General features: G+C 72.4%; 26 protein-coding genes. 13 read left to right on the forward strand and 13 right to left on the reverse strand.

All coding sequences use genetic code 11. The annotated features are described in order from the left end of the window. The first annotated feature begins 12 nt into the window (after window positions 1-12). Window positions 13-1,116 carry an NAD(P)H-dependent flavin oxidoreductase gene (locus ACV530_RS11395; protein WP_494332239.1) on the forward strand — a complete coding sequence of 368 codons (1,104 nt, stop codon included), beginning with the start codon at window positions 13-15 and terminating at the stop codon, window positions 1,114-1,116. A gap of 143 nt (window positions 1,117-1,259) precedes the next feature. Further along, a complete protein-coding gene (locus tag ACV530_RS11400) occupies window positions 1,260-1,814 on the forward strand; it encodes a hypothetical protein (RefSeq protein ID WP_494332240.1) in 555 nt (184 codons plus the stop codon). Between the two features lie 67 nt (window positions 1,815-1,881). Here the strand turns inward: ACV530_RS11400 and ACV530_RS11405 are convergent, their stop codons facing one another. Further along, window positions 1,882-4,305, reverse strand: a complete 2,424-nt coding sequence (locus ACV530_RS11405; RefSeq protein WP_494332241.1) for a penicillin acylase family protein — start codon at window positions 4,303-4,305, stop codon at window positions 1,882-1,884. A 79-nt stretch (window positions 4,306-4,384) separates the two neighbouring features. Further along, window positions 4,385-5,680, reverse strand: a complete 1,296-nt coding sequence (gene paaK / locus ACV530_RS11410) for a phenylacetate--CoA ligase PaaK (RefSeq protein ID WP_494332242.1) — start codon at window positions 5,678-5,680, stop codon at window positions 4,385-4,387. Window positions 5,681-5,856: 176 nt separating this feature from the next. Here paaK and ACV530_RS11415 point away from each other — a divergent pair, with 176 nt between their 5' ends. Continuing rightward, on the forward strand, window positions 5,857-6,030 hold the full coding sequence (locus ACV530_RS11415) for a hypothetical protein (RefSeq protein WP_494332243.1): 174 nt from the start codon (window positions 5,857-5,859) through the stop codon (window positions 6,028-6,030). Window positions 6,031-6,075: 45 nt separating this feature from the next. Here the strand turns inward: ACV530_RS11415 and ACV530_RS11420 are convergent, their stop codons facing one another. After that, window positions 6,076-7,659: an acyl-CoA synthetase gene (locus ACV530_RS11420; protein WP_494332244.1), complete on the reverse strand. Its 1,584-nt coding sequence runs from the start codon at window positions 7,657-7,659 to the stop codon at window positions 6,076-6,078. A gap of 113 nt (window positions 7,660-7,772) precedes the next feature. On the opposite strand from ACV530_RS11420, the gene ACV530_RS11425 reads away from it, so the two are divergent. The 5 genes from ACV530_RS11425 to ACV530_RS11445 all read left to right on the forward strand — a co-directional run bounded on the left by ACV530_RS11425 (window position 7,773) and on the right by ACV530_RS11445 (window position 12,078). Continuing rightward, entirely contained in the window at window positions 7,773-8,570 is a 798-nt protein-coding gene (locus ACV530_RS11425; RefSeq protein WP_494332245.1) for a crotonase/enoyl-CoA hydratase family protein, read from the forward strand. 15 nt (window positions 8,571-8,585) lie between these two features. Next, a complete protein-coding gene (locus tag ACV530_RS11430) occupies window positions 8,586-9,545 on the forward strand; it encodes a Zn-ribbon domain-containing OB-fold protein (RefSeq protein ID WP_494332246.1) in 960 nt (319 codons plus the stop codon). A gap of 8 nt (window positions 9,546-9,553) precedes the next feature. Next, window positions 9,554-10,600 carry a thiolase family protein gene (locus tag ACV530_RS11435; protein ID WP_494332303.1) on the forward strand — a complete coding sequence of 349 codons (1,047 nt, stop codon included), beginning with the start codon at window positions 9,554-9,556 and terminating at the stop codon, window positions 10,598-10,600. Beyond that, window positions 10,597-11,763 carry a thiolase family protein gene (locus ACV530_RS11440; RefSeq protein ID WP_494332247.1) on the forward strand — a complete coding sequence of 389 codons (1,167 nt, stop codon included), beginning with the start codon at window positions 10,597-10,599 and terminating at the stop codon, window positions 11,761-11,763. Before ACV530_RS11435 ends, ACV530_RS11440 begins: the two co-directional genes overlap by 4 nt. Before the next feature lie 117 nt (window positions 11,764-11,880). After that, window positions 11,881-12,078, forward strand: coding sequence for a DUF397 domain-containing protein (locus tag ACV530_RS11445; protein WP_494332248.1), 198 nt, complete (start codon window positions 11,881-11,883; stop codon window positions 12,076-12,078). On the opposite strand, the gene ACV530_RS11450 is transcribed toward ACV530_RS11445, so the two are convergent. Next, window positions 12,075-12,797, reverse strand: a complete 723-nt coding sequence (locus ACV530_RS11450; RefSeq protein WP_494332249.1) for a leucine-rich repeat domain-containing protein — start codon at window positions 12,795-12,797, stop codon at window positions 12,075-12,077. The genes ACV530_RS11445 and ACV530_RS11450 overlap by 4 nt on opposite strands. A gap of 115 nt (window positions 12,798-12,912) precedes the next feature. Between ACV530_RS11450 and ACV530_RS11455 the strand changes: the two genes are divergently transcribed. Next, window positions 12,913-13,413 (forward strand): hypothetical protein, encoded by a 501-nt coding sequence (locus ACV530_RS11455; RefSeq protein WP_494332250.1) that lies wholly within the window; start codon window positions 12,913-12,915, stop codon window positions 13,411-13,413. A gap of 49 nt (window positions 13,414-13,462) precedes the next feature. Here the strand turns inward: ACV530_RS11455 and ACV530_RS11460 are convergent, their stop codons facing one another. Next, complete coding sequence (locus ACV530_RS11460; protein WP_494332251.1) at window positions 13,463-15,463, reverse strand: N-acetylmuramoyl-L-alanine amidase; 2,001 nt, start codon at window positions 15,461-15,463, stop codon at window positions 13,463-13,465. Window positions 15,464-15,688: 225 nt separating this feature from the next. Further along, window positions 15,689-16,810 carry an aminoglycoside phosphotransferase family protein gene (locus tag ACV530_RS11465; RefSeq protein ID WP_494332252.1) on the reverse strand — a complete coding sequence of 374 codons (1,122 nt, stop codon included), beginning with the start codon at window positions 16,808-16,810 and terminating at the stop codon, window positions 15,689-15,691. 234 nt (window positions 16,811-17,044) lie between these two features. On the opposite strand from ACV530_RS11465, the gene ACV530_RS11470 reads away from it, so the two are divergent. After that, window positions 17,045-18,526 (forward strand): DNA-binding protein NsdB, encoded by a 1,482-nt coding sequence (locus tag ACV530_RS11470; RefSeq protein WP_494332253.1) that lies wholly within the window; start codon window positions 17,045-17,047, stop codon window positions 18,524-18,526. A 30-nt stretch (window positions 18,527-18,556) separates the two neighbouring features. Here the strand turns inward: ACV530_RS11470 and ACV530_RS11475 are convergent, their stop codons facing one another. After that, the gene (locus ACV530_RS11475; RefSeq protein WP_494332254.1) at window positions 18,557-20,035 is read right to left on the reverse strand and encodes a PP2C family protein-serine/threonine phosphatase; all 1,479 of its coding nucleotides are present in this window, start codon (window positions 20,033-20,035) and stop codon (window positions 18,557-18,559) included. Between the two features lie 331 nt (window positions 20,036-20,366). Between ACV530_RS11475 and ACV530_RS11480 the strand changes: the two genes are divergently transcribed. Further along, window positions 20,367-21,797 carry a HEAT repeat domain-containing protein gene (locus tag ACV530_RS11480; protein ID WP_494332255.1) on the forward strand — a complete coding sequence of 477 codons (1,431 nt, stop codon included), beginning with the start codon at window positions 20,367-20,369 and terminating at the stop codon, window positions 21,795-21,797. An 82-nt stretch (window positions 21,798-21,879) separates the two neighbouring features. Then, complete coding sequence (locus tag ACV530_RS11485) at window positions 21,880-22,077, forward strand: DUF5302 domain-containing protein (RefSeq protein WP_494332256.1); 198 nt, start codon at window positions 21,880-21,882, stop codon at window positions 22,075-22,077. Window positions 22,078-22,100: 23 nt separating this feature from the next. On the opposite strand, the gene ACV530_RS11490 is transcribed toward ACV530_RS11485, so the two are convergent. Further along, window positions 22,101-22,550, reverse strand: a complete 450-nt coding sequence (locus ACV530_RS11490; protein ID WP_494332257.1) for a VOC family protein — start codon at window positions 22,548-22,550, stop codon at window positions 22,101-22,103. Window positions 22,551-22,744: 194 nt separating this feature from the next. Between ACV530_RS11490 and ACV530_RS11495 the strand changes: the two genes are divergently transcribed. Next, on the forward strand, window positions 22,745-23,155 hold the full coding sequence (locus ACV530_RS11495) for a hypothetical protein (RefSeq protein WP_494332258.1): 411 nt from the start codon (window positions 22,745-22,747) through the stop codon (window positions 23,153-23,155). Window positions 23,156-23,221: 66 nt separating this feature from the next. Here ACV530_RS11495 and ACV530_RS11500 read toward each other — a convergent pair whose 3' ends face one another. The 5 genes from ACV530_RS11500 to ACV530_RS11520 form a co-directional block, all read right to left on the reverse strand. After that, entirely contained in the window at window positions 23,222-24,127 is a 906-nt protein-coding gene (locus ACV530_RS11500; RefSeq protein ID WP_494332259.1) for a hypothetical protein, read from the reverse strand. A gap of 90 nt (window positions 24,128-24,217) precedes the next feature. Next, window positions 24,218-24,580 (reverse strand): DUF6233 domain-containing protein, encoded by a 363-nt coding sequence (locus tag ACV530_RS11505; RefSeq protein ID WP_494332260.1) that lies wholly within the window; start codon window positions 24,578-24,580, stop codon window positions 24,218-24,220. 292 nt (window positions 24,581-24,872) lie between these two features. Further along, the gene (locus ACV530_RS11510) at window positions 24,873-25,001 is read right to left on the reverse strand and encodes a DUF6126 family protein (RefSeq protein WP_494332261.1); all 129 of its coding nucleotides are present in this window, start codon (window positions 24,999-25,001) and stop codon (window positions 24,873-24,875) included. Next, window positions 24,998-25,357: an ArsR/SmtB family transcription factor gene (locus tag ACV530_RS11515; protein WP_494332262.1), complete on the reverse strand. Its 360-nt coding sequence runs from the start codon at window positions 25,355-25,357 to the stop codon at window positions 24,998-25,000. Before ACV530_RS11515 ends, ACV530_RS11510 begins: the two co-directional genes overlap by 4 nt. A 5-nt stretch (window positions 25,358-25,362) precedes the next feature. Beyond that, window positions 25,363-25,551 carry a hypothetical protein gene (locus ACV530_RS11520; RefSeq protein WP_494332263.1) on the reverse strand — a complete coding sequence of 63 codons (189 nt, stop codon included), beginning with the start codon at window positions 25,549-25,551 and terminating at the stop codon, window positions 25,363-25,365. Window positions 25,552-25,562 lie beyond the last annotated feature (11 nt).

Genomic DNA, 25,562 nt, shown 5'->3' on the forward strand with positions numbered 1-25,562 from the left:
ATTCTGCCGCCCATGCGGACAGAGCTGAGCGAACAACTGGGCATCGAGCACGCCATTTTCGGCTTCACGCCCTTCCCCGCCGTGGCCGCCGCCATCACCCGCGCCGGAGGGCTCGGCGTGCTCGGCGCGGTGCGCTACCGCGCACCGGCCGACCTCGCCCGCGACCTCGACTGGATGCAGGAGCACACCGACGGCAGACCCTACGGGCTCGACGTCGTGATGCCCGCCCGGAAGGTCGAGGGCGTGACCGAGGCCGAGGTCGAGGAGATGATCCCGGACGGACACCGCCGGTTCGTCCGGGAGACCCTCGCCCGGTACGGCGTTCCCGAGCTCCCGGAGGGCGAGGAAGGCTCGTGGCGCATCGTCGGATGGATGGAGGAGGTCGCCCGCAGCCAGCTCGAGGTCGCCTTCGACTACCCCGTCAAAGTGCTGGCGAACGCGCTCGGTTCACCGCCCGCCGATGTGATCCGGCGCGCCCACGACCGCGGCGTCCTTGTCGCCGCGCTCGCGGGCAGCTCCCGGCACGCCCTGCGGCACGCGGCAGCGGGGTGCGACATCGTCGTCGCCCAGGGGTACGAGGCGGGCGGTCACACCGGCGAGATCGCCACGATGGTGCTGACGCCCGAGGTCGTACGGGCCGTCGACCCGCTGCCGGTGCTGGCCGCGGGCGGTATCGGCAGCGGCGAGCAGATCGCCGCGGGGCTGGCGCTCGGAGCGCAGGGGGTGTGGCTGGGGTCGGTCTGGCTCACCGTGGAGGAGGCAGGGCTGGGTTGCGAGGCGCTGACGGCCAAGCTCCTCGCGGCCGGTTCCGGGGACACCGTGCGCTCGCGGGCCCTCACCGGCAAGCCGGCCCGCCAGTTGCGGACGGCCTGGACCGACGCGTGGGACGACCCGGCCGGGCCGGGCGCTCTGCCGATGCCGCTCCAGGGGCTGTTGGTCGCCGAGGCGCTGTCCCGGATCCGGAGGTACGAGGCCGTACCGCTGCTCGGCACTCCGGTCGGCCAGATCGTCGGACGGATGGACTCCGTACGCGGGGTGCAGGCCGTGGTCGACGACCTGACGGCGGGATTCGAGCGGGCTGTTGACCGCATCAGCCGCATCGCCGGGCGGGTGTGACGCACGAAATCAGCACGGAATCAGCACGACATCAGCACGGAATCAGCCCGTCCAGGGGCGCTTCCCGGCCGGGGGCGCACATCGCGCTCCGGGCTCTGGCTAGATATGTGACGTCTAGTCAGACGCAAGCGGAGGGAACCGTGATGAACGGATTCATCGCCAAGAGCGCCACGACACTTGTCGCCCTGTCCGTCGCGGCCGTGCTCGGCACGGCGGGAGCGGCACAGGCGCAGACGCACACGCAGAAGCAGACGCACACGCAGACCTCGGCCGACGCGGCCAGAGCGAAGGCGAGAACCGACGGCCGCGCGGTGTGCTACCGCGCCCACGTCGCCGGCATCGGCTGGCAGAGCCCGGTCTGCAACGGGGATGTCGCGGGCACCACGGGCCAGAGCAGGGCCATCGAGGCGCTCGAGATCACGACCTACGGCGTCGGCGGCATCTGCGCGCAGGCGCACGCCGCCTACATCGGATGGCAGAACGTACGGTGCGGCGCGGACGGCCAGACCGTCACCGTGGGCACCACGGGCGAGTCCCGGCGGATGGAGGCCCTCTGGCTCAGCGTCTCCACCGGCACCGTGGGCGCCCAGGCGCATGTGCAGAACTACGGCTGGATGGGCTGGCAGAACGGCAACCCGATCACCGTCGGTACGACGGGGGCATCCCTGCGGCTCGAGGCGGTCCAGATCACGGTCTGACGCCGTCCCGCACGCGATGCGCCGCGCTCCGGAAGAGCGCGGCGCATCCGTGTCCGTCAGTACAAGGTCAGTGCTCGCTCACGCGCACCACGCGCAGGTGCGGGGAGGCCATGATGTCCTTCTCGCAGAACCGGCCCTTCACCATCCGCCCGGCCGAGAACAGCTCGGTCTGGTCGCTGTAGTGCGGGGATGTGGGGTCGGTGGACTGGGAGTAGGTCAGCAGCGTACGGGCCACGGGGCAGGGGCCGCCGTCGAAGCCCACCGCCTGGATGTAGCTCGAGCCCGAGTTCACCTCGGTGTAGGCGCCGTGCTTCGCGTCCCACTGCGCCTGGATGATGTTCCAGATGCCCAGGGCGTTCGAGCTGCCGGGGATCGGGATGCGCTTGCCGTTGCGCACCACGAACTGGTGCTTGCCCAAAGGCGCGTCGAGCGGCACGCCCGCCGTGCGCAGCGCGGAGACCGTGTCGGCCAGCGCCCGGGCGAATTCCGGCGCGGCGGTGTTGGCCGAGCGCGGGGTGGTCACCGGGGACTTGGGGGAGAAGGGCACCCGCCACAGCTTGTCCTGGGGCACGGAACCGCTGAACGTGCGCCAGAAGCGGTCGAAGAGCAGTGCGCCCTTGCTCGAGGTGCGTACGGTCCTGTCCCAGTGGGCGATCACGCCGCAGGCCGCGGAGATGTCAACGTCCTTGCCCTTGCTGTCCTTTGCCTTGCCGCCGGGCAGCTTCGCGCAGGCCTTCGCCGTGTCGGCGGCGGCCAGGTCGCCGATGGGGGCGCGGTTGGCGAACTGCTGCCGCTCCAGGTCGGCCACGGTCAGCCTGCCGCGCTTCGCCATGGCCGACACATCCTCGATCGCGCCGCGGGTGCGCGGCGCACGGGGCGTGCCGATGTCGCCGAAGACCCTCGGGTAGCCGGTGAGCGGACGGTCCGCGTTGGCGAGCCAGGGGCTGTTGTTGGAGTTCTCGGCGTAGGGCGCGTCGACGAGGGTCGGCATCGAGGACGGTCCGAAGATCCCGGGCTGCAGGGCATCGGCGTCCTTGCCGGGGACACAGCCGCTGCGCGAGCCGTCCAGCACCGCGAGCCCGGAGCCCGGATAGATCTCGCGGCCCAGGGGAGTGGAACAGCGCCGGGCGAGGTCGTCGGTGATGCGCGGCAGGACCTGCGACTGGGTGTAGAGGCTGTGCCCGGCCGAGTCCGCGGCGACGGTGTTCACCCAGGGGAGTCCCTGGGCGCGGGCCAGCGCCTTTCGTACGTCCGCCACGCTGCGGGCCTTGCTCAGGCCCAGCGAGGCGTCCACGAAGCGCAGTTGGGACGCGTTCGGGTCGGACAGGACGTACGCCGAGGTTCTGGTCCACGGCAGGGGCATGTCCTTGCCCAGCGTGGTGACCACCGGGCCGTAGCGGGTCCACCACTCGGTGCGGGTCACCGGGGTGACGCGGCCGTCCTTGCCCCGTACCGGCACAGTGACCTTGCGTTCGGTCATCCGCTCCCGCTTGCCGTCGACGAGATAGGCACGCGGGTCGCCCGGGGCGGTCTTCACCTCGAACAGGTTGACCGGCACGCCCGTGGCGACGGTGTGGCTCCAGGCGTTGTACGCGTTGTGCCCGATCGAGATCATTGGATCGCCGAGCAACGAGCCGCCCGAGACGTTCAGTTCGCCGGGGATGGTCAGTTGTGACTGCCAGAAGCGGCGGCCGCCGTGCCAGGGGTAGTGGGGGTTGCCGAGCAGCAGGCCGCGCTTGTTCGCGGTGACCGCGCCGGAGAACGCCACGGCGTTGGATCCCAGGTCCGCGTCCGGGTCGGCGAACACCTTCCGGGCGGCAGCGGCCGGGTCGGCGGGCAGCGCGGTACGGGGCGCGTCCTTGCCCGGCGGCTGTGCGCCCGGCGGCTGTGCGGAGGTGATGCTGTCCGCCAGCTGGCCCTGTCCGGCCAGCACGCTGACCGCGTAGGCGCGCCGCGCGACGTCGAGGGAGGTGACGGGGCGGACCCAACCGGCGCCGCGGCAGGCCGGATCGGTGATCCGGTTCTGCTTCAGCCAGGCGTTGTAGCCGGCGGCCCAGCCGCGCATTAGGTCCCTGGCCTGGCGGCTCGGACCGGCCGGTGCGGGCTGGTCGAGGAGCTTCTCCACGGTCCGTGCGTCGCGGATGCCGTGGAAGAACACATCGCTGGCGAGGTTGGTGGAGGCGCTGGACAGGGAATCGTCGGGCCTGGCGTCGGCGCCGAAGTGGCGTGAGCGTTCTCCGGCCAGCGTGACGAACCCGTCGGCGAGGACACACACGTTGTCCGCCGCCTGGGCCCAGCCGTTCCCGAAGCCGAGGCCGGCGTAGTCCTTGGCGGTGATGTGCGGAATGCCGAGTTCTGTGTAACGGATGGTCGCTGTCAGGCCTTTGCCGTCCGGGCGGTCCGTGGCGGCCGTGGCCGGCAGGGCCGTGGCGCCCGTGAGCAGGGCAAGCCCACCAATGGTGAGGGCGCGCAGGCTGTGGCGTAAGCGCAAAATGACTCCCCTCGGGAAGACGATCGATGAATGGTCGTGTGAAGAGACTCCCGTAAAGGGGCGGGGGGTTGAGGCGGTTTCACATTCGAGTGCCGGATGTCCGCTCGTCGATGATGCGCTTGATCTTGCCGACCGACCGCTCGAGCGTCTCCGGGGCCACGATCTCGACCCGTACCGACACCCCGATGCCGTCCTTCATCCGACGGGTGATCTCGCCGACGGCGGCGGCGCGTTGCTCCGGGGTCGCCTCCGGGCGCGCCTCGGCACGGATGGTGAGGCGGTCCATCCGGCCCTCGCGGGTCAGCCGGAGCTGGAAGTGCGGTGCGACGCCGGGTACGCGCAGGACGATCTCCTCGACCTGCGCGGGGAAGAGGTTGACCCCGCGCAGGATGATCATGTCGTCGCTGCGGCCGGTGATCCGCTCCATCCGGCGGAAGGCGGGCACGGCCGTGCCGGGCAGCAGCCGCGTCAGGTCACGGGTGCGGTAACGGACGACCGGCATGGCCTCCTTGGTGAGCGAGGTGAGGACCAGTTCGCCGGGGGAGCCGTCGGGCAGTACCTCGCCCGTGACCGGGTCGACGATCTCCGGGAGGAAGTGGTCCTCGAAGAGGTGCGGCCCGTCCTTGGTCGCTGCGTACTCCTGGGCTACGCCGGGGCCCATCAGCTCCGAGAGCCCGTAGATGTCGACCGCGTCGAGCGCGAAGCGCTCCTCGATCTCGCGGCGCATCTCCTCGGTCCACGGCTCGGCGCCGAAGATGCCGACCCGCAGGGAGGTGGAGCGGGGGTCGATGCCCTGGCGCTCGAACTCGTCGAGCAGGGTGAGCATGTAGGACGGCGTCACCATGATGATCTCGGGGCGGAGGTCGTGGATGAGCCGCACCTGGCGTGCGGTCATGCCGCCGGAGGCGGGGATCACCGTGCAGCCGAGCCGCTCGGCTCCGTAGTGCACGCCCAGGCCGCCGGTGAACAGGCCGTATCCGTACGCCACATGGACCTTGTCGCCCGGTCGCCCGCCGGCGGCCCGGATCGCGCGGGCGACCAGGTCCGCCCAGGTGTCGAGGTCGCGTTCGGTGTAGCCGACGACGGTCGGCTCGCCCGTGGTGCCGCTCGAGGCGTGGATGCGGCGCAGGCTCCGCTCGGGCACGGCGAGCATGCCGAAGGGGTAGTTGGCGCGCAGGTCGGCCTTGGTGGTGAACGGGAAGCGGGCGAGGTCGGCGAGAGTGCGGCAGTCCTCGGGCCGTACGCCGGCTGCGTCGAACGACCGGCGGTAGAAGGGGACGTTGTCGTAGGCGTGCCGGAGAGTGGTGTGCAGGCGCCGGAGTTGCAGCGCCTGCAGTTCCTCGCGTGGGATCAGCTCTTCCGCCGCGTCTGCCATGACGTGTCACCGCCTTGCCACTTGGTGCCGACCGATCATTCGGTATGTTGTGGGGAGCCAATCAGTGAAGGGGCGTGGACGTCAAGGGCGTCGTGGCCCTACGGTGAAGGTGCAGAACGCACCCCGGTCGCAGCGACCGGGTGTACCCAAGGGGCGGGGAGAAAGGTGCGTGCCCGATGTCTGTCGGGCTGCTGTCTGCGATCGTTGCCGCGCTCTACGCGGTATTGGTGTTCATCCTTGCGCTGACCGCGACCTTCGCGCGACGCGCCGTGCTGAGGCGCGAAGCCCGCACCACGCTGGCGGTCCTCGTCCCGGCCCGTAAGGCGGAGCGGACAACAACCGGAAGGTAAGAGCGCTGTGCTCCCCCGTGGATCCACGGGGGAGCACCACGTCTGTCAGCCCCCGGCCACCGAACGGGCCCAGCGGTAGTCGGCCTTGCCGCTCGGCGAGCGCTGGATCCTTTCGGTGAGGACAAGGCCGCGCGGCAGCTTGTAGCCCGCGAGCCGGGTGCGGCAGTGCCTCTGGAGGTCGTCGAGGGTCGGCGAAGGCGTCCCCTTCCGCGGCTGGACGACCGCCGTGACGCGCTGGCCCCACCGCTCGTCGGGGACGCCCGTCACCAGGGCGTCGTACACCGCCGGGTGGGCCTTGAGCACCTGCTCGACCTCCTCCGGGAACACCTTCTCCCCGCCGGTGTTGATGCACTGCGAGCCGCGCCCGAGGACGGTGACCACGCCCTGCGCGTCGACGGTCGCCAGGTCGCCGAGCATGACCCACCGCTCGCCCCGCGCCTGGAAGAAGGTCTCCGAGGTCTTCTTGGGGTCGTTGTGGTAGCCGAGCGGCACATGGCCGCGCTGGGCGATCAGGCCCGTCTCGCCCGGTGCCACCGGGCGGTGCGTCAGCGGATCGACCACGGCCGTACGGTCGTTGACGCGCAGCCGCAGTCCGGTCCGCGAGTCCTCGGTGGCCGTGCCGTTGAAGCCCGTCTCCGACGAGCCGAAGTTGTTCACCAGCGTCACCCGCGGCAACAGCGCGGTGAACTGGGCCCGTACGGCCTCCGAGAGGATGGCGCCCGAGCTGCTGACGCTCAGCAGCGACGAGCAGTCGGTGTCCCGCATCGGCCCGGCCAGCGCGTCCGCGAGCGGGCGCAGCATGGCGTCGCCCACGAGCGAGATGTTGGTGACCCTCTCCCGTTCGATGGTGCGCAGGACCTCCTCGGGCACGTAGCCGCGGTGAATCACCACCTTCTGCCCGTAGTCGAAGGCGATCAGGGCGGTGAACGTCGATGTGCCGTGCATCAGCGGCGCGGTGGGGAAGAAGACGAGTCCGTCACCGGCCGCCGCCACCCGCTCGGCCAGCTCCTGGGGACGCTGCACCGGTCTGCCCCGGGGGGCGCCGCCGCCGAGCGCGGAGAAGAAGAGGTCCTCCTGCCGCCACACCACACCCTTGGGCATGCCGGTGGTGCCGCCCGTGTAGACGATGAACCGGTCGTCCCCGGAGCGCGGCCCGAAGTCGCGGCCGGACGCGCCGGATTCCGCCTCCGCGAAGGGGACGGCGCCGGGCGGGCCCGCGTCGGGCGCGTCACCGGCCCGTACGAGATGACGCAGCTTCTCCGCGGTGGGCAGGGCCGCGGCGACCCGGGGGCCGAACTCGGCGTCGAAGACCAGGGCCACGAGGTCGGCGTCACGGTAGAGGTAGGCCAACTCATCCGCGACATAGCGGTAGTTGACGTTGACCGGGACGGCGCGGATCTTCAGGCAGGCCCACAGGGTCTGGAGGTACTCCACGCCGTTGTACAGGTGGAGCCCGACGTGCGTGCCCGGGCCGACGCCGTGGTCCCGCAGATGGTGGGCGAGCCGGTTCGCGGCGGCGTCCAGCTCGGCGTACGTCAGCCGGCGGCCCGGCCCGGGATGGACCAGCGCCTCCCGGCCGGGCACCGCGTCGACGACCGACTCGAAGAGATCGGCGAAGTTGAAGTCCATGAGACCTCAGTAGAGCGCTCGGGTGCGGTGCGCGGAAGGGAGGCGGGCAAGAAATCTGACGGGAAGTCAGAAAACTATTGAACCCCGCCCTCCCCTCCTGCACGCTGGTCCGCGTGACCCGACATCTGACCGTGGAACGGGTCGGTGCGACCCTCGTCCTCACCCTCGACCGCCCCGAGGCGAGGAACGCCCTCTCGCTCCCCATGCTCGCCGCGCTCCACGACGCCTGGCTTGCCGCCGACGCGGACGACGATGTCCGCTCGGTCGTCCTCACCGGCGCGGGCGGCGCCTTCTGCTCCGGCATGGACCTCAAGTCCCTCGCCGCCGGGGGCTCCGGCGACGACGACCCGGTGCGGGCCCGCTTCCGGGCCGACCCCGACCTGCACTGGAAGGCGATGCTCCGCCATCACCGGCCGCGCAAGCCGGTCATCGCCGCCGTCGAGGGCCCCTGCGTCGCGGGCGGTACCGAGATCCTCCAGGGCACCGACATCCGTATCGCCGGACAGGGCGCCGTCTTCGGCCTGTTCGAGGTGCGGCGCGGACTCTTCCCGCTCGGCGGCTCCACCGTCCGCCTCGCCCGCCAGATCCCCCGCACCCACGCCCTGGAGATGCTGCTCACCGGCCGCCCCTACACCGCCGCCGAGGCCGAGCGCATCGGGCTGATCGGCCGCGTGGTCCCCGACGGCACCGCCCTGGCCGAGGCCCTGCGGACCGCCGAACTCGTCAACGCCAACGCCCCGCTCGCCGTCGAGGCCGTCAAGGCCTCCGTGTACGACACCGCCGATCTCCCCGAGGAGGAGGGGCTGCGCCGCGAACTCGCCCACGGCAAGCCCGTCTTCGACAGCGCGGACGCCCGCGAAGGGGCCCGCGCCTTCGCCGAGAAGCGTCCCCCTGTCTACCGGCGCGCCTGAGGGGAGTGGTCCGCCATGCCGGAGATCACGCCGGAGTTCCTCACCGCACCCCTGGCCGTCTCCTTCCCCTTCACCCGCTCGCTCGGCCCCGTCCAGAGCGCCTTCCTGACCGGCCTGCGCGAGCGCACCGTCCTCGGCGTGCGCACCGAGGAAGGCCGGGTGCTCGTACCGCCCGTCGAGTACGACCCCGTCACCGCCGCCGAGATCCGCGAGCTCGTCGAGGTCGGCACCACCGGCCGCGTCACCACCTGGGCCTGGAACCCCGCACCGCGCACCGGCCAGCCGCTCTCCACCCCCTTCGCCTGGGTGCTCGTCCGGCTCGACGGCGCCGACACCGCCCTGCTGCACGCCCTCGACGCCCCGGGGCCCGAGGCGGTGCGGAGCGGCATGCGCGTACGGGTCCGCTGGGCCGCGCCGCGCACCGGCGCGATCACGGACATCGCCTGCTTCGAGCCGTACGAGGGCGATGAAGCCCCGGCCCAAGCGGCGCCGCACGACGGTCAGTTCGCCGATCCCGTCACCACGCTCGCCGCACCCGCCCGCCTCGACTACACCTACAGCCCCGGGCAGGCCCAGACCCGCTACCTCGAGGCCCTCGCCCGCCGCCGCATCGCCGGCGAACGCTGCCCCTCCTGCCGCAAGGTCTCCGTACCGCCCCGGGGCGCCTGCCCGACCTGCGGCGTCGCCACCACCGAACAGGTGCCGGTCGGCCCCCGCGGCACCGTCACCACCTTCTGCGTCGTCAACATCAAGGCCCGCGGCCAGCACATCGACGTGCCGTACGTCTACGCCCACATCGCCCTCGACGGCGCCGACCTCGCCCTGCACGGACGCATCGCGGGCCTGCCCTGTGACCAGGTACGCATGGGGCTGCGGGTGGAACCCGTCTGGGCCGAGGACAGCCGCCATCCCGCGTACTTCCGGCCCACCGGTGAACCCGACGCCGACTACGACACCTACAAGGGGCTGTTGTGACGACCGGCATTCCCGACATCGCCATCGTGGCCTTCGCCCAGAGCGACCACCGGCGCACGACGGCCGAGGTGTCCGAGGCCGAGATGCTGCTGCCCGTCCTGCGCGAGGTCCTCGACCGGGCCCAGCTCGCCTCTGGTGAGGCCGACTTCACCTGCTCCGGATCCAGCGACTACCTCGCCGGCCGCGCCTTCTCCTTCACCCTGGCGCTCGACTCCGTCGGCGCCTGGCCGCCCATCGCCGAGTCCCATGTGGAGATGGACGGGGCCTGGGCGCTGTACGAGGCATGGGTGAAACTCCGCACCGGCGAGGCGCGGACCGCGCTCGTCTACGCCCACGGCAAGTCCTCGGCCGGCCCGGTGCGCGACGTCCTCTCCCGGCAGCTCGACCCCTACTACGTCGCCCCGTTGTGGCCCGACTCCGTCGCCCTGGCCGCCCTCCAGGCCCAGGCGCTCATCGACGCGGGCGAGACCGACGAACAGGACCTCGCCGCCATCGCGGCCCGCAACCGCACCGCCGCCGCGGCCAATCCGCACGCCCAACTGCGCGGCCCCGTACCGTCCGGCGCGTACGTGGTCCGGCCGCTGCGCACCGGCGACTGCGCCCCGGTCGGCGACGGCGCCGCCGCCGTCGTCCTCGCCGCCGGGGACACCGCCCGCCGGATGTGCGCCCGCCCCGCCTGGATCCGCGGCATCGACCACCGCACCGAGGCCCACGGCCTCGGCGTACGGGACCTCACCGACTCGCCCTCCACCCGGCTCGCCGCCGAACGCGCCGGAGCGCACGACGCACCTGTCGATGTGGCCGAGCTGCACGCCCCGTTCAGCGCGCAGGAAGTCGTCCTGCGCAAGGCGCTGCGACTGGGGGAAGGGACGGCGGTCAACCCGTCGGGCGGCGCGCTCGCCGCGAACCCCGTCATGGCCGCGGGCCTGATCCGGCTGGGCGAGGCGGCCTCCCGCATCCACCGCGGCGAGGCCGACAGGGCGCTCGCACACGCCACTTCGGGGCCCTGTCTGCAGCAGAACCTGGTCGCCGTCCTGGAGGGAGACGCACCGTGAGCGCCGACCCCGTCGCCGTCGTCGGCATCGGACAGACCCGGCACGCCGCCGCGCGCCGCGACGTCTCCCTCCCCGGCCTCGTCCGCGAGGCCGCCCTGCGGGCGCTCGAGGACGCGCGACTCGGCTGGGCCGACATCGAGGCCGTCGTCATCGGCAAGGCGCCCGACTTCTTCGAGGGCGTCATGATGCCCGAGCTCTTCCTCGCCGACGCCCTCGGCGCCGTCGGCAAACCCCTGTTGCGCGTGCACACCGCCGGATCCGTCGGCGGCTCCACCGCCCTGGTCGCCGCGAACCTCGTCGCGGGCCGCGTCCACCGCACCGTCCTGGCCCTCGCCTTCGAGAAACAGTCGGAGTCGAACGCCATGTGGGCGCTCTCCCTGCCCGTCCCCTTCCAGCCCCCGCTGCTCGCCGGCGCGGGCGGCTTCTTCGCCCCGCACGTCCGCGCGTACATCCGGCGCACCGGAGCGCCCTCCGGTGTGGGGCCGCTCGTCGCGTACAAGGACCGCCGCAACGCCCTGAAGAACCCCTGCGCCCACCTCCACGAGCACGACATCACCCTCGAGTCGGTGTGCTCCTCGCCCATGCTGTGGGACCCCATCCGCTACGCCGAGACATGCCCCTCGTCCGACGGCGCCTGCGCGATGGTCCTCACCGACCGTACGGGGGCGGCCCGTTCACCCGGTCCGGCCGCCTGGGTCCACGGCGGTGCGATGCGCAGCGAGCCCACGCTCTTCGCGGGCAAGGACTGCGTCTCGCCGCGGGCGGGCCGCGACTGCGCCGCCGAGGTCTACCGCCAGGCGGGGATCACCGACCCGCGCCGGGAGATCGATGTCGCCGAACTGTACGTCCCGTTCAGCTGGTACGAGCCCATGTGGCTGGAGAACCTCGGCTTCGCCGCCGAGGGCGAGGGCTGGAAGCTCACCGAGTCCGGGGCGACCGCGCTCGACGGCGACCTGCCCGTCAACCCCTCGGGCGGGGTGTTGTCCACCAACCCCATCGGCGCCTCCGGAATGCTCCGGTTCGCCGAGGCGGCGCTCCAGGTGCGCGGCGCCGCGGGCGAGCACCAGGTCGCGGGGGCACGGCGGGCGCTCGGCCACGCCTACGGAGGCGGTGCGCAGTTCTTCGCCATGTGGCTGGTGGGGGCCGAACTCCCGGCGTCCTGAGGGGGATGCGGGCGGTCTGTCAGCCGTCGTCCGTGCTCGCTAGGGTGGGCAGGGGACGGCGACACGGGAGGAGCGGCGGACGTGGCGAACAGCGGCACTCGGCAGGTGGCGGGCTGTATGAAGCCGGATCTGGATCTCGCGCGGGCCACCTGGCAGCCGCACGGTCCGGAGGGCGGCGTCCAGATCGGCTTCATCGAGGGCTGGATCGCCATGCGGGACCGGCGCAGGCCGGACGCGCGGGCGCTGATCTTCACCCCTGAGGAGTGGCGCGTCTTCGTGGCCGGGGCCCAGGGGGGTGACTTCGGCCAGGTCTAGGTCAGCACGACGCAGCCGCGTTCTCGCAGCGCTGCGATGATGCTGCACCGGGAGCCGATCGCGTTCCAGCGCAGGTCCAGCTTCTCCAGGCTCGGCAACTCGGCCAGCCAGTGCGGGAGTTCGGTGAGCCGGTTGGCGCGCAGGTCGAGGTGGCGCAGCAGCGGCAGTCCGCGCAGGGCCTCGGGCACGGTGGCGAAGGCGTTCTCGCGCAGCTCGAGGGTGCGCAGCTCGTGCAGTCGGCCCAGCTCCTGCGGGAGGGCGGTCAGGGCGTTGCCGCGCAGCCACAGCTCGCGCAGCGCCGCGAGCCGTCCGAGCGATTGCGGCAGCCGCCCGAGCCGGTTGTGCTGGGCGCGCAGTTCCACGAGGGCGCTCATGTCGCCCAGGGCGTCGGGGAGTTCGCGCAGCTCGTTCTCGCCGATGTTGAGGTAGCGCAGGAGGGTGAGCCGGCCCAGCGTGGCGGGCAGCTCGGTCAGGGCGTTGTCGTGCAGATAGAGATAGCGGCTCAGTCCGGTCAGCCGGCCCAGCTCCGCCGGGAGTCCGGTCAGGGCGTTGTGGCCGAGGTCGAGCGTGTGCAGGTCCGTCAGCCGGCCGACCTCCGGCGGCAGCTCGGTGAGCCCGTTCCCGGCCAGGATCAGCACCCGCAGGCCGGGCGTCTCCCACACGGTCCCGGGCACGCTGCCGAGTCCGTGGTTCCAGTGGTCGAGCGTGCGGGTCGTCATGGCTCCGGCCTCCCCTTCTCTCCTCTTCCGGCTCTTCGGTGCGGCAGCGTATCCGTGGGCCCGGCACGAGTTCCCCCGGGGGCATGCAGCACTGCCGGGCACGTACGATGTGGGCATGTCCTTCCTCCGCCGCCGCAGCGCCGCCACTCCCGCCGGCCCGGACTTCGACGTCCTCGCGATGGACCCCGGCGACTGGCCGGGCGACCTCGGTGCCGGGCTCCTGCCCGCCGCCGACGGCAGCTGCCAGGGCGTCTTCCTCCGCTACGACCTCTTCGGCGGGCGCGGCCCGGCGATGATCATCGGCAATCTCCCGGAGGGATCCCCCGCACGGGAGCTAGCCGAGGGCCAGGTGCCGTTCGAGGTGGCACAGCTGCTCGCCGCGCTCGGCAACGAGGAGCCGGTCGAGGTGCTGGAGACCGAGGACATGCCGGTCATGCACGAGGACAACCTGCTCATCGTGCGGCGCCTGAAGTGCTCCGAGAGCCGGATCTCCTGCACGCAGTTCGACCGCAGCGACGGCGTCCTCGTCACCATCGCGAGCTGGGACCGCCCGATCACCGACGATCTCTACCAGCTGCTCAAGCCGCTGCCCGCCGAGATGTTCCAGGCGGGCTGACGCCGTCCGCACCGGGGCCCGGCACGTTCACCGTGCCGGGCCCCGTGCGCTACCAGCTGCTGGAACGCACCGTCACATCGGAGGCCTTCACGAACGCCACCCGGTGCCCGAACTGGATCTCGTAGTACGTCTCCTTGCCGCGCACCACCCGGTGGCCGGCCGGGTCGAAGGTCGTCGCCCACAGATACTCGCCCGGGGCCTTCTGGCCCAGCGCGTACGACTGGCCGGCGAGCAGCCGGTACGGCAGCGAGGTCACGGCCTGCACCGGCACACCGGCCGGATACGCCTCCTTCTCCGGGTACGCGCGCCCGTACACCGGGATCTCCTTCAGGCCCGCGCGGGGCGTGACGAGCTTCCCGGCGGAGCCCACCGTCGTCGGTGCCCACCACGGGTCGCGGAACCAGGCCTTCTGGCCCAGGTACCAGACGGCGGTCCAGTTGCTCCGGCGGTCGGCGACGGCGAACTGCTGCCCGGTGGAGGCGCGGGCCCCGGTGTCGTTGACGTCGGTGGTCGACGGTTCGCCCGCGGGATGCAGGCCGACGTCCTTGACCAGCGGGGCGTCGTCCTTCGGCTCGGTGTGCAGCCGGACGGCGCCGGAACCGTGCGCCGGACACGCCTGGCCCGCCTTCTCGCAACCCGTGTAGAGCGGCCGGTTCGCGTCGTAGTCCGGCAGGACCGTGACCAGGTCGCTGAACGGGCTCGCCGTGGGGTGGAAGGGCTTGCCCATCAGCTCGAAGTAGTGCGCCCAGTCCCAGTACGGGCCCGGGTCGGTGTGCATGCCCTTGATCGTCGAGGGCAGGGTGCCCGGGACGTTGTCATGGCCGATGATGTGCTGCCGGTCCAGCGGGATGTCCAGCTTCGACGCCAGATACCGCACCAGACGTGCGGACGTGCGGTACATCTCCTCCGTGTACCAGGCGTCGGGGCGGGCGAGGAAGCCCTCGTGCTCGATGCCGACCGACTTCGCGTTCACGTACCAGTTGCCCGCGTGCCAGGCCACGTCCTTCGTCGGCACGTGCTGGGCGATGTGCCCGTCCGCCGAGCGCACGGTGTAGTTCCACGACACATACGCCGGATCCTTGATCAGCTTCATCGTCGTCTCCCACGGCCCCTCGGTGTCGTGGATGACGATGTAGTTCACCGTCTGGGATGTGGGCCGGTCCGCGAGGTCGTGGTTGCCGTAGCTGTCCTTGCCCTCGAGCTGCTGGTACGGCGCCCAGACCGCCTCGCAGGCCACGGAGGAGGGGCACTCGACGCCCTGCGCCGCGGGCGCGGCGAGCCCCAGCCGCCCGACCTGCTCGGTGCGGGGCGCCACCTTCGGTTCGGCGGGGAGACCGACGCGCGCGCCCGAGTCGGTGGTGCGCTGCCCGCCGGAGCGGATCACCTGGAAGACGTCGTCGGCGAAGGTGGCGGCGGTCGCCGAGTCGGAGGCGCCCGGGTAGCTCGCCACCGCCCCGTACCAGTCGGCGGCATCGCGCCCGGCCGGCAGACCCAGCCGCTTCTGCGCGTCGGCGAGCAGCGCGGCGCCGCCCCGGAGGTTGGCCGCGGTGTCCTGGCGCAGCGCCGCCGGGGACAGTCCGGTGAGGGCGGCGGCCCGCTCCAGCGTGCGCAATCGCTGCGGGAGTACGCCGGGTTCGGGCGCCGGCGTCCCGGCGGTGGCGGGCGGTCTCGCGCCGTCGCCGCGGGCGTCCTCACCCTCGCCACCGGGCTGCGGGGCGTCGGCCAGGGCGGTGGCGGCGTCGGTCAGGTGCATGGGGCCGTAGCCCCCGGTCACGCTCGGGGCGCCGCCGTGGGAGTCCCAGCGCGACTCCACATAGGCGACACCGAGCAGGACGCTCTGCGGGATGTGGTACATGGCCGCCGCCTCGGCGAACTCCCGCTGCAGGCCGCTGGTGCGGGGCTGCGCGGCAGTCGCCGTGGGCACGGCCGACACCACCGGCAGCAGCAGGGCGGCCGACGCGAGCGCGCCGGCCGCCCGTCCGATGTGGCGGCTTCTTCGCGGAGATCTCCGCGGAACGTTCCATGACTCTTCCGGGGCGGGTCCTCGCAATGCAGCCTCCTCGGTACGGGCCGTGCCGTGCGGTGGAGCAGAACCTACCAAGCACCCATGGTCGGCAGACGAACCGTCAATCAGACTGTAGTGCGGGTGTTGGGCCCGTCAACGCCCGCGCCACGGGAGGCGTTTCGGGCTGGGCTATGGGGGAGGGTGAACGCCGCTGCAACGCCGATACGCCGCGCTCCTGGCGCGGCGTATCGGCAAGGGGTGTGCCCGGCCTCAGCGGGTTCCGACGGCCGCGCGGACCGCGCGCCTGGCGAGCGCGCAGTCGTCGTGCAGCCGACGGAGCAGAAGCCGCTGTTCCTCTCCGGTGTCGGCCGCACCCGGGGGTGCGGGGTCCTGCAGGGCGCGCTGCAGAGCCGTCTCGTAGGTGCGGATCTCACGGGTCAGGACGAGCATCAGATTCACCAGAAAGGCGTCACGGGAAGCGGTCCCGCCGGCCTGTGCGTACTGGCTGATCTGCCGGCGGGCCACCGGGGCGTCGCCCAGGACGGTCCACAGCGTCGCCAGGTCGTAACCCGGGAGGTACCAGCCGGCGTGGTCCCAGTCGACCAGCACCGGTCCGGCGGGGGAGAGGAGGATGTTGGACAGCTGGGCGTCGCCGTGGCAGAACTGCCCCTGGACATGGGCCAGTCCGTGCAGCAGCTTCTGCAGGTCGCCCAGGTCGCGGTCGGTGAGCAGGCCCAGCTCGTGGAAGCGCGCGATGCGCTTGCCGTAGTCGAGCGGCATGTCGAACATGCCCGCCGGCGGGCGCCAGAGGTTGACCCGGCAGATCGCGCCGAGTGCCACCCTGACATCGGCACGCGGCGGGGCCTCCACCGGGTGCCGCCGGTCGGCTGCCGGCCGGCCCGGCATCCGCTCGATGACGAGTGTGCCGTTGTCGGGATCGGCGGCGATCAGGCGCGGCACCCGCACCGGCGGGCGGTGCCTGACGAACGCGCGATATGTCGCTATTTCGTGCTGGAACCGGCCGGCTCCGGCGGGGGAGTGGTCCAGTAAACACTTCGCCACGGCGCTGTTGCGGCCGGCGGTGCCGATCAGCAGGACGGACCGGCCACCACGGCGCAGCACCTGGACGGGGGCGAACTCCGGGCAGATGCGGTGCACCGATGCGATCACCGAGCGCAGCTGCGCGCCCTGGGGTCCGGACAGGTCGATTCTTCCGCTGAGCGGTCGCGTGTCGAGCCCCGGCCCCCTTCGCGTCCGTCCGGCCCCGAACGCGGCTCCCACGGCATGGGAGGGGTCGAGATACGGCCCGCCACCGCTCTGCTGCGGCGGCCGGATCTGCTGCGGCCGCGGCGGCCGGAGCGGAGCGGACACGGAGGTCGATGCTGCATACATGGGCGGTACAGATCCCTTCGTGTGCCGGCGAATTGCGGCGCGCCCCGGTCCCCCGGGCCTGTGCACCCTGGGGTAATGCGCCGGTTGCCGGGTGACCGGGGTGACGCGTTCCTACATCACACCCGGCCGCGGGTGGCACACCATGTGGCGCACCCTGGCGAACCCTGGCGAATACTCGCTTGGCCCATGACGGGCCCGATACCTTCAAGTCAGCCGAGAACCTGGGGGCTTGACGTGACGAGGGAACCCAACACCCGCCTCGCGGATCTGTTCGGCCTGGCCGGATGGTCCAAGGGCGAGCTCGCGAGGCTGGTCAACCGGCAGGCGGCGGTCATGGGACATCCGCAGCTGGCGACCGACACCTCGCGGGTGCGGCGCTGGATCGACATGGGGGAGTCCCCGCGCGATCCCGTGCCCAAGGTGCTGGCAGCCCTCTTCACCGAGCGACTCGGCCGTGTCGTGACCATCGAGGACCTCGGGTTCGGCCGGCGAGGGCGCGCGGCCAGACAGTCCCACGACGGGCTGCCCTGGCCGCCCGAGCGGACCGCCGCGGTCCTCACCGAATTCACGGGAATGGACCTCATGCTCAACCGACGCGGCTTGGTGGGTGCGGGCGCCGTGCTCGCCGCAGGCTCAGCACTGACCGGAGCGATGCACGAGTGGCTGCACACCGACCCGGTGCTGGCCTCCGACGCCCCCCGGCTCGACGATCCCCTTCGCGACTCCCTGCACGCCGACCCGGCGGGGTACGACCGCTACGAGGCGGCCCCCGTGGGCTCCACCGAGATCGACGAGCTGGAGCGCTCGGTCGATGTCTTCCGCGCCTGGGACGCCGCCCGTGGCGGCGGGCTCCAGCGCAAGGCGGTGGTGGGCCAGCTCAACGAGGTGGGGGGCATGCTCTCCTACCGCCACCCCGACCATCTCCAGCGCAGGCTGTGGGGGGTCGCGGCGAACCTCGCGGTGCTGGCCGGCTGGATGTCCCACGACGTGGGCCTCGAACCCACCGCCCAGAAGTACTTCGTCATCGCCGCGCACGCCGCCCGCGAGGGCGGTGACCGCCCCCGGGCGGGCGAGGCGCTCTCCCGTGCGGCCCGGCAGATGGTCCATCTCGGCCGTCCCGACGAGGCGTTGGACCTGATGAAGCTCGCCCAGTCGGGATCCGGGGGCGAGACGCTGCCCCGTACCCGGGCCATGCTCTGCACCGTGGAGGCGTGGGCCCAGGCCTCGATGGGCCGCAGTCAGGCCATGCGCCGCAACCTGGGTGAGGCCGAGGAGCTCTTCGTCTCGGACAAGGCCGATGCGGAGCCGCCGAGTTGGATGCAGCACTTCGACGAGGCCGACCTGCACGGAATGCAGGCCCTGGCCTACCGGACCCTCGCGGACCACGACCCCTCGGCGGCGGTCATCGCCCAGCGGCACGCCAAGGAGGCGCTGCGGCTGCGCAAGGGCGGCCACCAGCGGTCCATGATCTTCGATTACATCTCCCTGGCCTCGGCCTGTTTCATCAGCGACGATCCCGAACAGGCCGACACCTATGCCCGGCTGGCCCTGGTGACCATCGGGGAGACCTCCTCGCACCGCACCTGGGACCGGCTGCGCGAGATGTACCGGCTCACCGGGAAGTACGCGGGCTTCGCGCGCATCGCCGATCTGCGCCAGGAGATCCAGGCGGCGCTGCCGAAAGGCCCCGGGAGGGGAAGGGTGGCGCCGGCCTGACGGCCGGCCCCGGCGGGGGCGTCAAGCCCGTCAGGCCGGTGCGTCCGGCCCGGCACCGACGCGGGCGATCAGCACACAGGCATCGCCCTCGCGCGGGTGTCCGCCGAACTCCTCCACCACGGTGCGTACACATGCGTGGGCGTTCTCCGCCTCGGCGAAGCGGGGGGCGAGCCCCAGCAGACGGTCCGCGCTCGTGTCCTGCCACGGCTCGGCATCGCGCGGCGACAGGCCGTCGGTGTGCAGCAGGAGCACATCACCGGGGAGCAACTGCTCCTCGGCCTGTGCGTAGGTGGCGTCCGCGACCGCCCCGAGCAGGACGCCCTCCGGGGGCCGCAGGGCCCGTGCCGCCCCGGCGCGGTAGAGGACCGGGGCGGGGTGCCCGGCCTGTGCCCAGCACAGGACCCGGGTCCGGGGGTCGTAGCAGCAGCAGACCGCGCTGCCCAGGGCGGGCTGCGCCGAGGTGTCGAGCAGCCGGTTGAGCCAGCCCATCAGGGGGCCGGGCTCGGCACCCGCGACGGCCATGCCGCGCATCGCGCCGAGCAGTACGGCCATGGTGGAGGTGGCGGTCACGCCGTGCCCGGCGAGGCCGCCCACGCTCAGCAGCGTCCGCCCGTCGGGCAGCGGCAGCGCGTCGAACCAGTCACCGCCGATGAGGGAGCCGGCGGCGGAAGGGAGGTACTGCGCGGCCAGCTCGAGGTCGCCCCCGGCCTCGAGCAGGCCCGAGGGCGCCGGGCCGCCGTCGAATCCGGGCAGCAGAGGGCCGTGCCACGGGGGCAGCACGGCCTCCTGCAGCTCGGCCGCCACGCGGTGCTCCGCGCTGGCGAGGCGCCGCCGGTGGCGCAGCGCGTCACCGGTCTCGTGCACGGCCTCCCGGCTGCGGCGCAGATCGCCGACGTCCCTCAGCACGGCCCACATGGAGGCCGTGCAGCCGTCGCCGTCGAGCACCGGCTCGGCCAGCATGTGCACCGTGCACCGGGTGCCGTCGGCTCGCAGGACGCGGAACTCGCAGTCGATCGGCTTGCCGTCCACGAGACAGTCGGTGACCAGCGCGGCCAGCAGCTCCGTGTCCTCGTCGGCCAGCCACGAGGGCAGCTCGTCCAGGGTCAGGGGGCCGTCCTCGGGGCGGCGCCCGAAGAGCTCGAAGATCTCGTCGGACCAGGTGACGTCGTCGGTGAGGAAATTCCACTCGGCGCTCCCCACCCGGCCGGGCGGGACGTCCGGGGCGACCCCGGCCGGCTCTTGCGGCGGTTCCTCCCCGCTCATGTCCGGCATCCCCTCACGTAGCTGTCCCAGCTGCCCGTCGAGGTCCGCTAAGTGGTGCGCGGCCAGCTCGCACAGGGCGCGCTGCCAGCGCGAGCGGGGGTCGTCCGCCCGCTCGGCCTCCTGCGTCGCGCGGCGTACCGCGTCGACATCGCCCCGGAGCCGCCGCGTCTGGGTGATCAGGGCATCGACGGCTCCGTGCTGGGGCGGCTCGATCGCGGAACGGTCCGCGGGGAATGGCGACGGCATCGCGTACTCCGATACGGGCGGGGCGCGGCCGAACGCCGGTGGTTCCGTGGATACGGCCGGGAAGAGTGCGGTAACGACTCTTGCACAGCGAGCGACGGCTCGTAACCACTTTGGCAATACCCGATCCGGTGGTGCGCTCGACATATGACACCGGTCTTACGGTCATATCGGGCGGGACTCGGCGGAATGCTCAACTCCGGGTAGGCTGCGGGCGCCCGGGGACCCCGAGTCCCCACGATTCGCCCGGCATGGTCCGGGTGAGCAGCGGCAAGAATGCCGTCCGTAAGGAAATCCCGTTGCCAGCCGACTCCCCGCACCGGATGCTGACCTCATGTTCGATCCAGACATAGCGCCCAGCGGCACCCTGCTCGGCCTCCTCCAGCGAGGCCGTGGCGACGGGACCCTGCATGCCCTCGCGGCGCCCCGGGCCGAGGCGCTCGAGGCACTGAGCCGCTGTGTGCTCCACGACCCCCGCCGCGACTGGCAGGTCGAGAACCGCTCCCTCTATTACGCGCGGCTCCACTTGGACCTCGACAGCGGACTCCAGGCGATCGAACAGCACCTCTTCCACCCGGACGACCTGCTCGACACCGCCGAGGAGCGCACCGGGCTCGCCCTCGCGGTCCTCGGCCACCTCGCCTCGTACGGCCGCGAGGACGCCCTCCTGCTGCTGCGCCGCTACGCCTGCACCGGGGCGAACTGGCGGTGGGCCCTCGACGAGCTGGCCCTCCGCGACGACGACGCCTCCCTGGCGGCCCTCGGCGAGGCCGTCGTCGCCAGGTTCCCGCTCACTCCCGAGGGCGAAGCCGAGCTCGCCGCCGCCGCGCGCGATGCCTTCGAGCCCCGCCCGTGGCGGATCTGGGCGGACGACCAGTACGCCCCCGCGACCGCCGAACGGGTGCGCGCCGCGCAGGAGCGGGGTGCGTTCGACCGCTGGCAGCGCCAGCTGCGTCCCACCGGGCCGCGGCCCGGCTGGAGTGTGCGCGAGGTACTCGACTGGGCCCAGCAGGGGCTCGACCAGTACCCCTCCCAGCAGCGGCACGTGGCCGCCGCCCGCTGCCTGACCGCCGTCGCCGGCCCCGAGGACCGGCTGGAGATCATCGAGGCCGCCGCCTTCGGCCCCGGCGGCGCCGCCCGGGCCACCGCCCTGCGCTACCTCGCCGAGCACGACGACCCGCAGGCCCTCGACCTCCTCGAGGGCGCCGCCGCCGATGCCTCCGAGCTCGTCGCGGACGCCGCGGTCACCGCCTTCGAGCGCATGCGCGGCCCCGCGGCCCTCGAGCGCGCCCGCACCTGGGTCCACCGGTCCGACGCCCTCGGCGCGGCCGCCGCCGGGATGCTCGCCTGCCGGGGCGCGGAGTACGACTCCGCGCTGGTGCTGAGCGCCCTGCGCCGCGCCGTGCGGACCGAGGGACCCGACGCCCCGGTGCTGTGGGACCTGGTGGACGGCGCCGGGCGGCTCGCGATCCGGTGCGCCGCCCCGGTCCTGCGCCATATTTACCGCGAGACGTCCTCCTCCCACCTCCGCGGCCGCGCGGCGCGGGCGCTGGCGGCGACGGACCCGTCCTTCGCCGCGGGGTTCGCCGTCGAATGCCTCTGGGACTGCGAGGAGTCCACGCGCGAGCTCGCCGCGCATCACGCGGTCACCGCGGACGCCCGCGTCATGGACCGGCTGCGCAGACTCGCCGCCGATCCGGCGGAGGAGGCGGAGGTCCAGACGGCGGTCCGCAGCCGCTTCGGCCCGGACGCGTCCGCGGTGTGACCCAGCGGTGTGACCTAGGGGCCGACAGCGCCCCCGCCATGTGCGAAGCTGTGGCGAAGACCGGTACGGCCAGGAGGTTTTGATGACGGATACAGGAGCCCAGGAAGGCGCGGAAAGCGCCGGGGACGATGTGAAGCGCAAATTCCGCGAGGCGCTGGAGCGCAAGCGCGGCCGGTCCGCCGACGCGGGCTCGGGTGGCCGGGGGCAGGACGGTGCCAAGATCCACGGCACGCACGGCAAGGCCGGCGGCCAGCGCTCCTTCCGCCGCAAGAGCGGCTGAGGCCGCAGAGTCTCCGGCGTCCGCTACTGGACGTCGAATTCATTGCCCTCCGGGTCCGCCATGGTGACCCAGCTGCCGCCGTGCTCGCGTACGACGTGCAGCACGGTGGCGCCCAGGCCCTTGAGCCGCTCCACCTCGCCGTCCCGGGCCTCCGGCCCCGCGTGCAGGTCGATGTGGAGGCGGTTCTTGGTCCCCTTGGGCTCGGGGACGGCCTGGAAGAGCAGGCGTCTGCCCAGGCCCGCGCCGGTGGCCTCGTCGACCGGGTCCGTCGGGTGCCGTACCGCCGCCAGCTCGCGCCAGGCCTTGCGGCCCCCGATCTCGGTGACGTCCTTTTCGCCGACGGCGCCGGCGGCGAGCAGACGCTCGATCAGCGCGCTGTTGTCCTCGACCTCGTAGCCGAGAGCCGCTCCCCAGAACGCGGCCAGCCCGTTCGGGTCCGTGCAGTCGACGACGAGCTTCCAGTCCAACGCCATGGTTCTCTCTCCTTGCTGACGGCCTGTCCGCGCCGGGGCCGCCTCGGTGAAACCCTTTATAGTGGTTACGCGATCGGACGGGCAACCGCACCCGGCGGCGTGCGGTCCGGGGCATGCGCCCTGCTGGGCACGTCCCGGGTGTGCGGATAATGGGAACCCGACAGTCAATCAGCACCACAACACAGGGGGCGTCGATGAAGAGCGAGCAGAAGCACGAGGGTCGGTACCGGGGGCGTCTTGCCCGCCGGATATCCGCCGTCGTGGCTCTCGCGCTGGGTACCGCTCTGCTGGCCACGCCCGCGTCGGCCGTGAGCACCCACGCTTCGGTCCGGACCGCGCAGCACGTCGTCGTGGCGGAGTCGTCCGCGACGGGCACCGCCGCACAGCACACCTCGCACACGGCGGCGCGGACGGTGGCGTACACGCAGCACACCGACCGGCAGACCGCCACGCATCAGCAGCTGGCGAAGACCAAGAAAAAGAAGGGCTTCTTCGCGAAGCTGGGGAAGTTCCTGCTCATCCTGGTGATCATCATCATCCTCTTCGTGATTCTGGTGATCTGGCTGATCGTGCACTTCGTGCGCAAGGCGTTCCGGCGCCGCTGACGCCGCGTCACGCCGGAGGCCGCCGTCGCGGGAGCGAACGGCGGCCTCCGGTGCGTGTGCGTCCGGTCAGCTCGTCCGCGCCACCCAGGCCAGCGCCAGCCAGGGCGTGAGCGCGGCCCCGGCCGCGAGGCTCCAGCCCGTGCCGGTGCCGGGGAAGCCGGTGAGCAGCGGGGTGATGAGCCCGGCCCCGAGCAGCAGAACGGCCGCCGCGGGCAGGTGCGTCCACGGCTCGAAGCGGCGCGCCCGGCGGACCCCGGCCTCGCGCAGGCGCAGGAAGAGGCCGGTGACGAAGCCCGCGGCGAGACCGAAGATCCAGATGGCGGGCAGTGCGATGTAGCGGCCCACGAAGGTGTCGATGTCGCGGTCCGGGGTCTGTCGTACGCCGAGGTCGGGCCGGGCGGGTGCGTACAGCAGGCGCACCGTGCGCCCTGTCTCGAGCGTGCCGGCGGAGCGTATGCCGTCCACCGTGACCCGGCGCGGGCCGGAGTCGAACAGGACCGTCGCCACGATCGTGGAGGCGTACTCCGCGGTGCCGTTGACCTCGACGTGGGTGGGACGTGGCGTGCCCACCACCTTGGCGACGCGCACATCGCGGGTGTGGCCTCCGGCCGCGTCGACCTTCGCCAGCCAGGCGCCGTCCGCGCCGTCGGGGCCCACTCCCTGGCACAGTGCCGCCGCGCTGGTGAGCGCGACGCCGAAGCCCGTCACCCAGCACAGCAGACGGGAGGGGCGCGGCGCGGGCCAGGGCTCATGGCGCCGGCGCCAGGTCTTCCTGCGCAGTGCCGCCCGCCTGCGCGCCCGGACCGCGGAGGAGGTCAGGAACCAGCTCAGGGCGCATGCCGCGGTGATGCCGAGCCATCCCAACTGCTCCCGTTTGGGCGGCAGTTCGCGGAACGGCGCCAGGCCGAGCAGTACGGTCGCGTACCCGGCGAGCAGCGTTGCCCAGCCGGTGATCCGCGTCCACCATCCCATGCCCCGCCAACCCCGCCCCACCGCTTGATGATCTTGACGTGCACAGCGTAATCGCCGTGCACGGCACCGGCATCGGAGGGGCTGCGGACGTCAGGAGTGGGGCGCGAGGAATCTCTCCGGCTGGCACGCGTCGCACGGGCGCACGTCGTGCGTGGCGATCTGGATGCGGGCCTCGGCCGTCGTCAGGGTCTCCTCGCCGCCCTTCGGCACCCAGCAGCCGGCGTGGTGCAGCTCCTGCAGCACGCCCCCGGAGCGACGGTGCAGGGTGACGGGCCAGACGGCGTCCTCGAAATCGGCCCTCATGGTGCGTCGATGCGAAATGTGCGTGCGATCGGAGTCGCCGGAAAGGCGTTTGAGCACGATGTCGCGCACCCAGTCGCGCGCGGAATGGCCGGTGCGTTGTGCAGCGGCCTCAATACGGACGAGTTCGTCAGGGGAGAAGAGCTGCTCCATGCCGCGCGACAGTAGCAGCGGACGGCCGTCGGCGACCCGGGTTCCGGGGGATCTCCGGGCTGTGCTGACCTGCGGGTTGACCAAGCGGTACGGTGCGTCGGAGTGCACCGTGGCGAGGGGCGCGCACAGGCCGCGCAGGTCCTTCCGCGCGCACCTCGACTGGCATAGGACAGGCGCCTATTCGGGGTGGCATCGGCGGGATAGCCGATTACCCGCCCTTGGGATTCCCGGATATCACCTGTCTTCGTGAATACCGCCCGCTCCGGCCCCGGACCGGTGTCGGAGCGCGGTGTCAGTGCGAGGCGTGCGAACCCAGGTAGAAGAGCAGCCAGATGAACCCGGCGAGCAGGTGTCCGAGGACGATGTAGATCAGCACCCGCCAGCCGATCGCCTTCTCCGCGTACTTCTCGTTCTGGCTCATCGTCGTGCTCCCGTCGTACCCGTTCCGTCCCCGTCGCCCCGCAGCTCCGACAGCAGCTCCTCCTGGCCGGTCAGTACCTGGGCCAGGATGCGCCGGGCGGCCGCCAGCAGCTCCGCGACGTCGCCGCCCGCCAGGGCGTAGACGACGGTGGAGCCCTCGCGGGTCGCGGTCACGATGCCCGAGCGGCGCAGCACCGCGAGCTGCTGGGAGAGGCTGGACGGCTCGATCCCGATCGCGGTGAGCAGGTCGCGCACCGGCTTCGGGCCGTCCTGCAGGAGCTCCAGCACCCGGATGCGCACGGGATGTCCGAGCATCCGGAAGAACTCGGCCTTCGCCTGGTAGAGCGGTACTCGCACCCCGTTCAATCCCTGCTCCGTCCTTCTTCCGCGTCGTCGGTGCCGACGCCGTGCTCCCATGCGATGCGCAGCGCGTCCTCCAGTTCGTCCTCCGCCGTGGCCACCGCGAAGACGTCCCCCGCCGCCCGGGCCGCAGCCAGGGCGGCGCGCGCCGCGCGCACCCGTTCCCGCATCGCCTCGGCGAACGCGCTCACCGCTGCCCCCA

It is taken from the genome of Streptomyces sp. SX-6 (genome assembly GCF_059089585.1).

Excerpts from the sequence above, each read along its gene's own strand:
- ACV530_RS11420 (WP_494332244.1), bottom strand. The coding sequence starts at position 7,659 with ATGGACTTCAACTTCGCCGATCTCTTCGAGTCGGTCGTCGACGCGGTG.
- ACV530_RS11500 (WP_494332259.1), bottom strand. The coding sequence starts at position 24,127 with ATGGGATGGTGGACGCGGATCACCGGCTGGGCAACGCTGCTCGCCGGG.
- ACV530_RS11510 (WP_494332261.1), bottom strand. The coding sequence starts at position 25,001 with ATGAGCCAGAACGAGAAGTACGCGGAGAAGGCGATCGGCTGGCGGGTG.
- ACV530_RS11455 (WP_494332250.1), top strand. The coding sequence starts at position 12,913 with ATGTCCTTCCTCCGCCGCCGCAGCGCCGCCACTCCCGCCGGCCCGGAC.
- ACV530_RS11445 (WP_494332248.1), top strand. The coding sequence starts at position 11,881 with ATGAAGCCGGATCTGGATCTCGCGCGGGCCACCTGGCAGCCGCACGGT.
- ACV530_RS11415 (WP_494332243.1), top strand. The coding sequence starts at position 5,857 with ATGTCTGTCGGGCTGCTGTCTGCGATCGTTGCCGCGCTCTACGCGGTA.
- paaK (WP_494332242.1), bottom strand. The coding sequence starts at position 5,680 with ATGGCAGACGCGGCGGAAGAGCTGATCCCACGCGAGGAACTGCAGGCG.
- ACV530_RS11480 (WP_494332255.1), top strand. The coding sequence starts at position 20,367 with ATGTTCGATCCAGACATAGCGCCCAGCGGCACCCTGCTCGGCCTCCTC.
- ACV530_RS11505 (WP_494332260.1), bottom strand. The coding sequence starts at position 24,580 with ATGGAGCAGCTCTTCTCCCCTGACGAACTCGTCCGTATTGAGGCCGCT.
- ACV530_RS11495 (WP_494332258.1), top strand. The coding sequence starts at position 22,745 with ATGAAGAGCGAGCAGAAGCACGAGGGTCGGTACCGGGGGCGTCTTGCC.
- ACV530_RS11430 (WP_494332246.1), top strand. The coding sequence starts at position 8,586 with ATGCCGGAGATCACGCCGGAGTTCCTCACCGCACCCCTGGCCGTCTCC.
- ACV530_RS11475 (WP_494332254.1), bottom strand. The coding sequence starts at position 20,035 with ATGCCGTCGCCATTCCCCGCGGACCGTTCCGCGATCGAGCCGCCCCAG.
- ACV530_RS11485 (WP_494332256.1), top strand. The coding sequence starts at position 21,880 with ATGACGGATACAGGAGCCCAGGAAGGCGCGGAAAGCGCCGGGGACGAT.
- ACV530_RS11490 (WP_494332257.1), bottom strand. The coding sequence starts at position 22,550 with ATGGCGTTGGACTGGAAGCTCGTCGTCGACTGCACGGACCCGAACGGG.
- ACV530_RS11400 (WP_494332240.1), top strand. The coding sequence starts at position 1,260 with ATGAACGGATTCATCGCCAAGAGCGCCACGACACTTGTCGCCCTGTCC.
- ACV530_RS11465 (WP_494332252.1), bottom strand. The coding sequence starts at position 16,810 with ATGTATGCAGCATCGACCTCCGTGTCCGCTCCGCTCCGGCCGCCGCGG.
- ACV530_RS11395 (WP_494332239.1), top strand. The coding sequence starts at position 13 with ATGCGGACAGAGCTGAGCGAACAACTGGGCATCGAGCACGCCATTTTC.
- ACV530_RS11450 (WP_494332249.1), bottom strand. The coding sequence starts at position 12,797 with ATGACGACCCGCACGCTCGACCACTGGAACCACGGACTCGGCAGCGTG.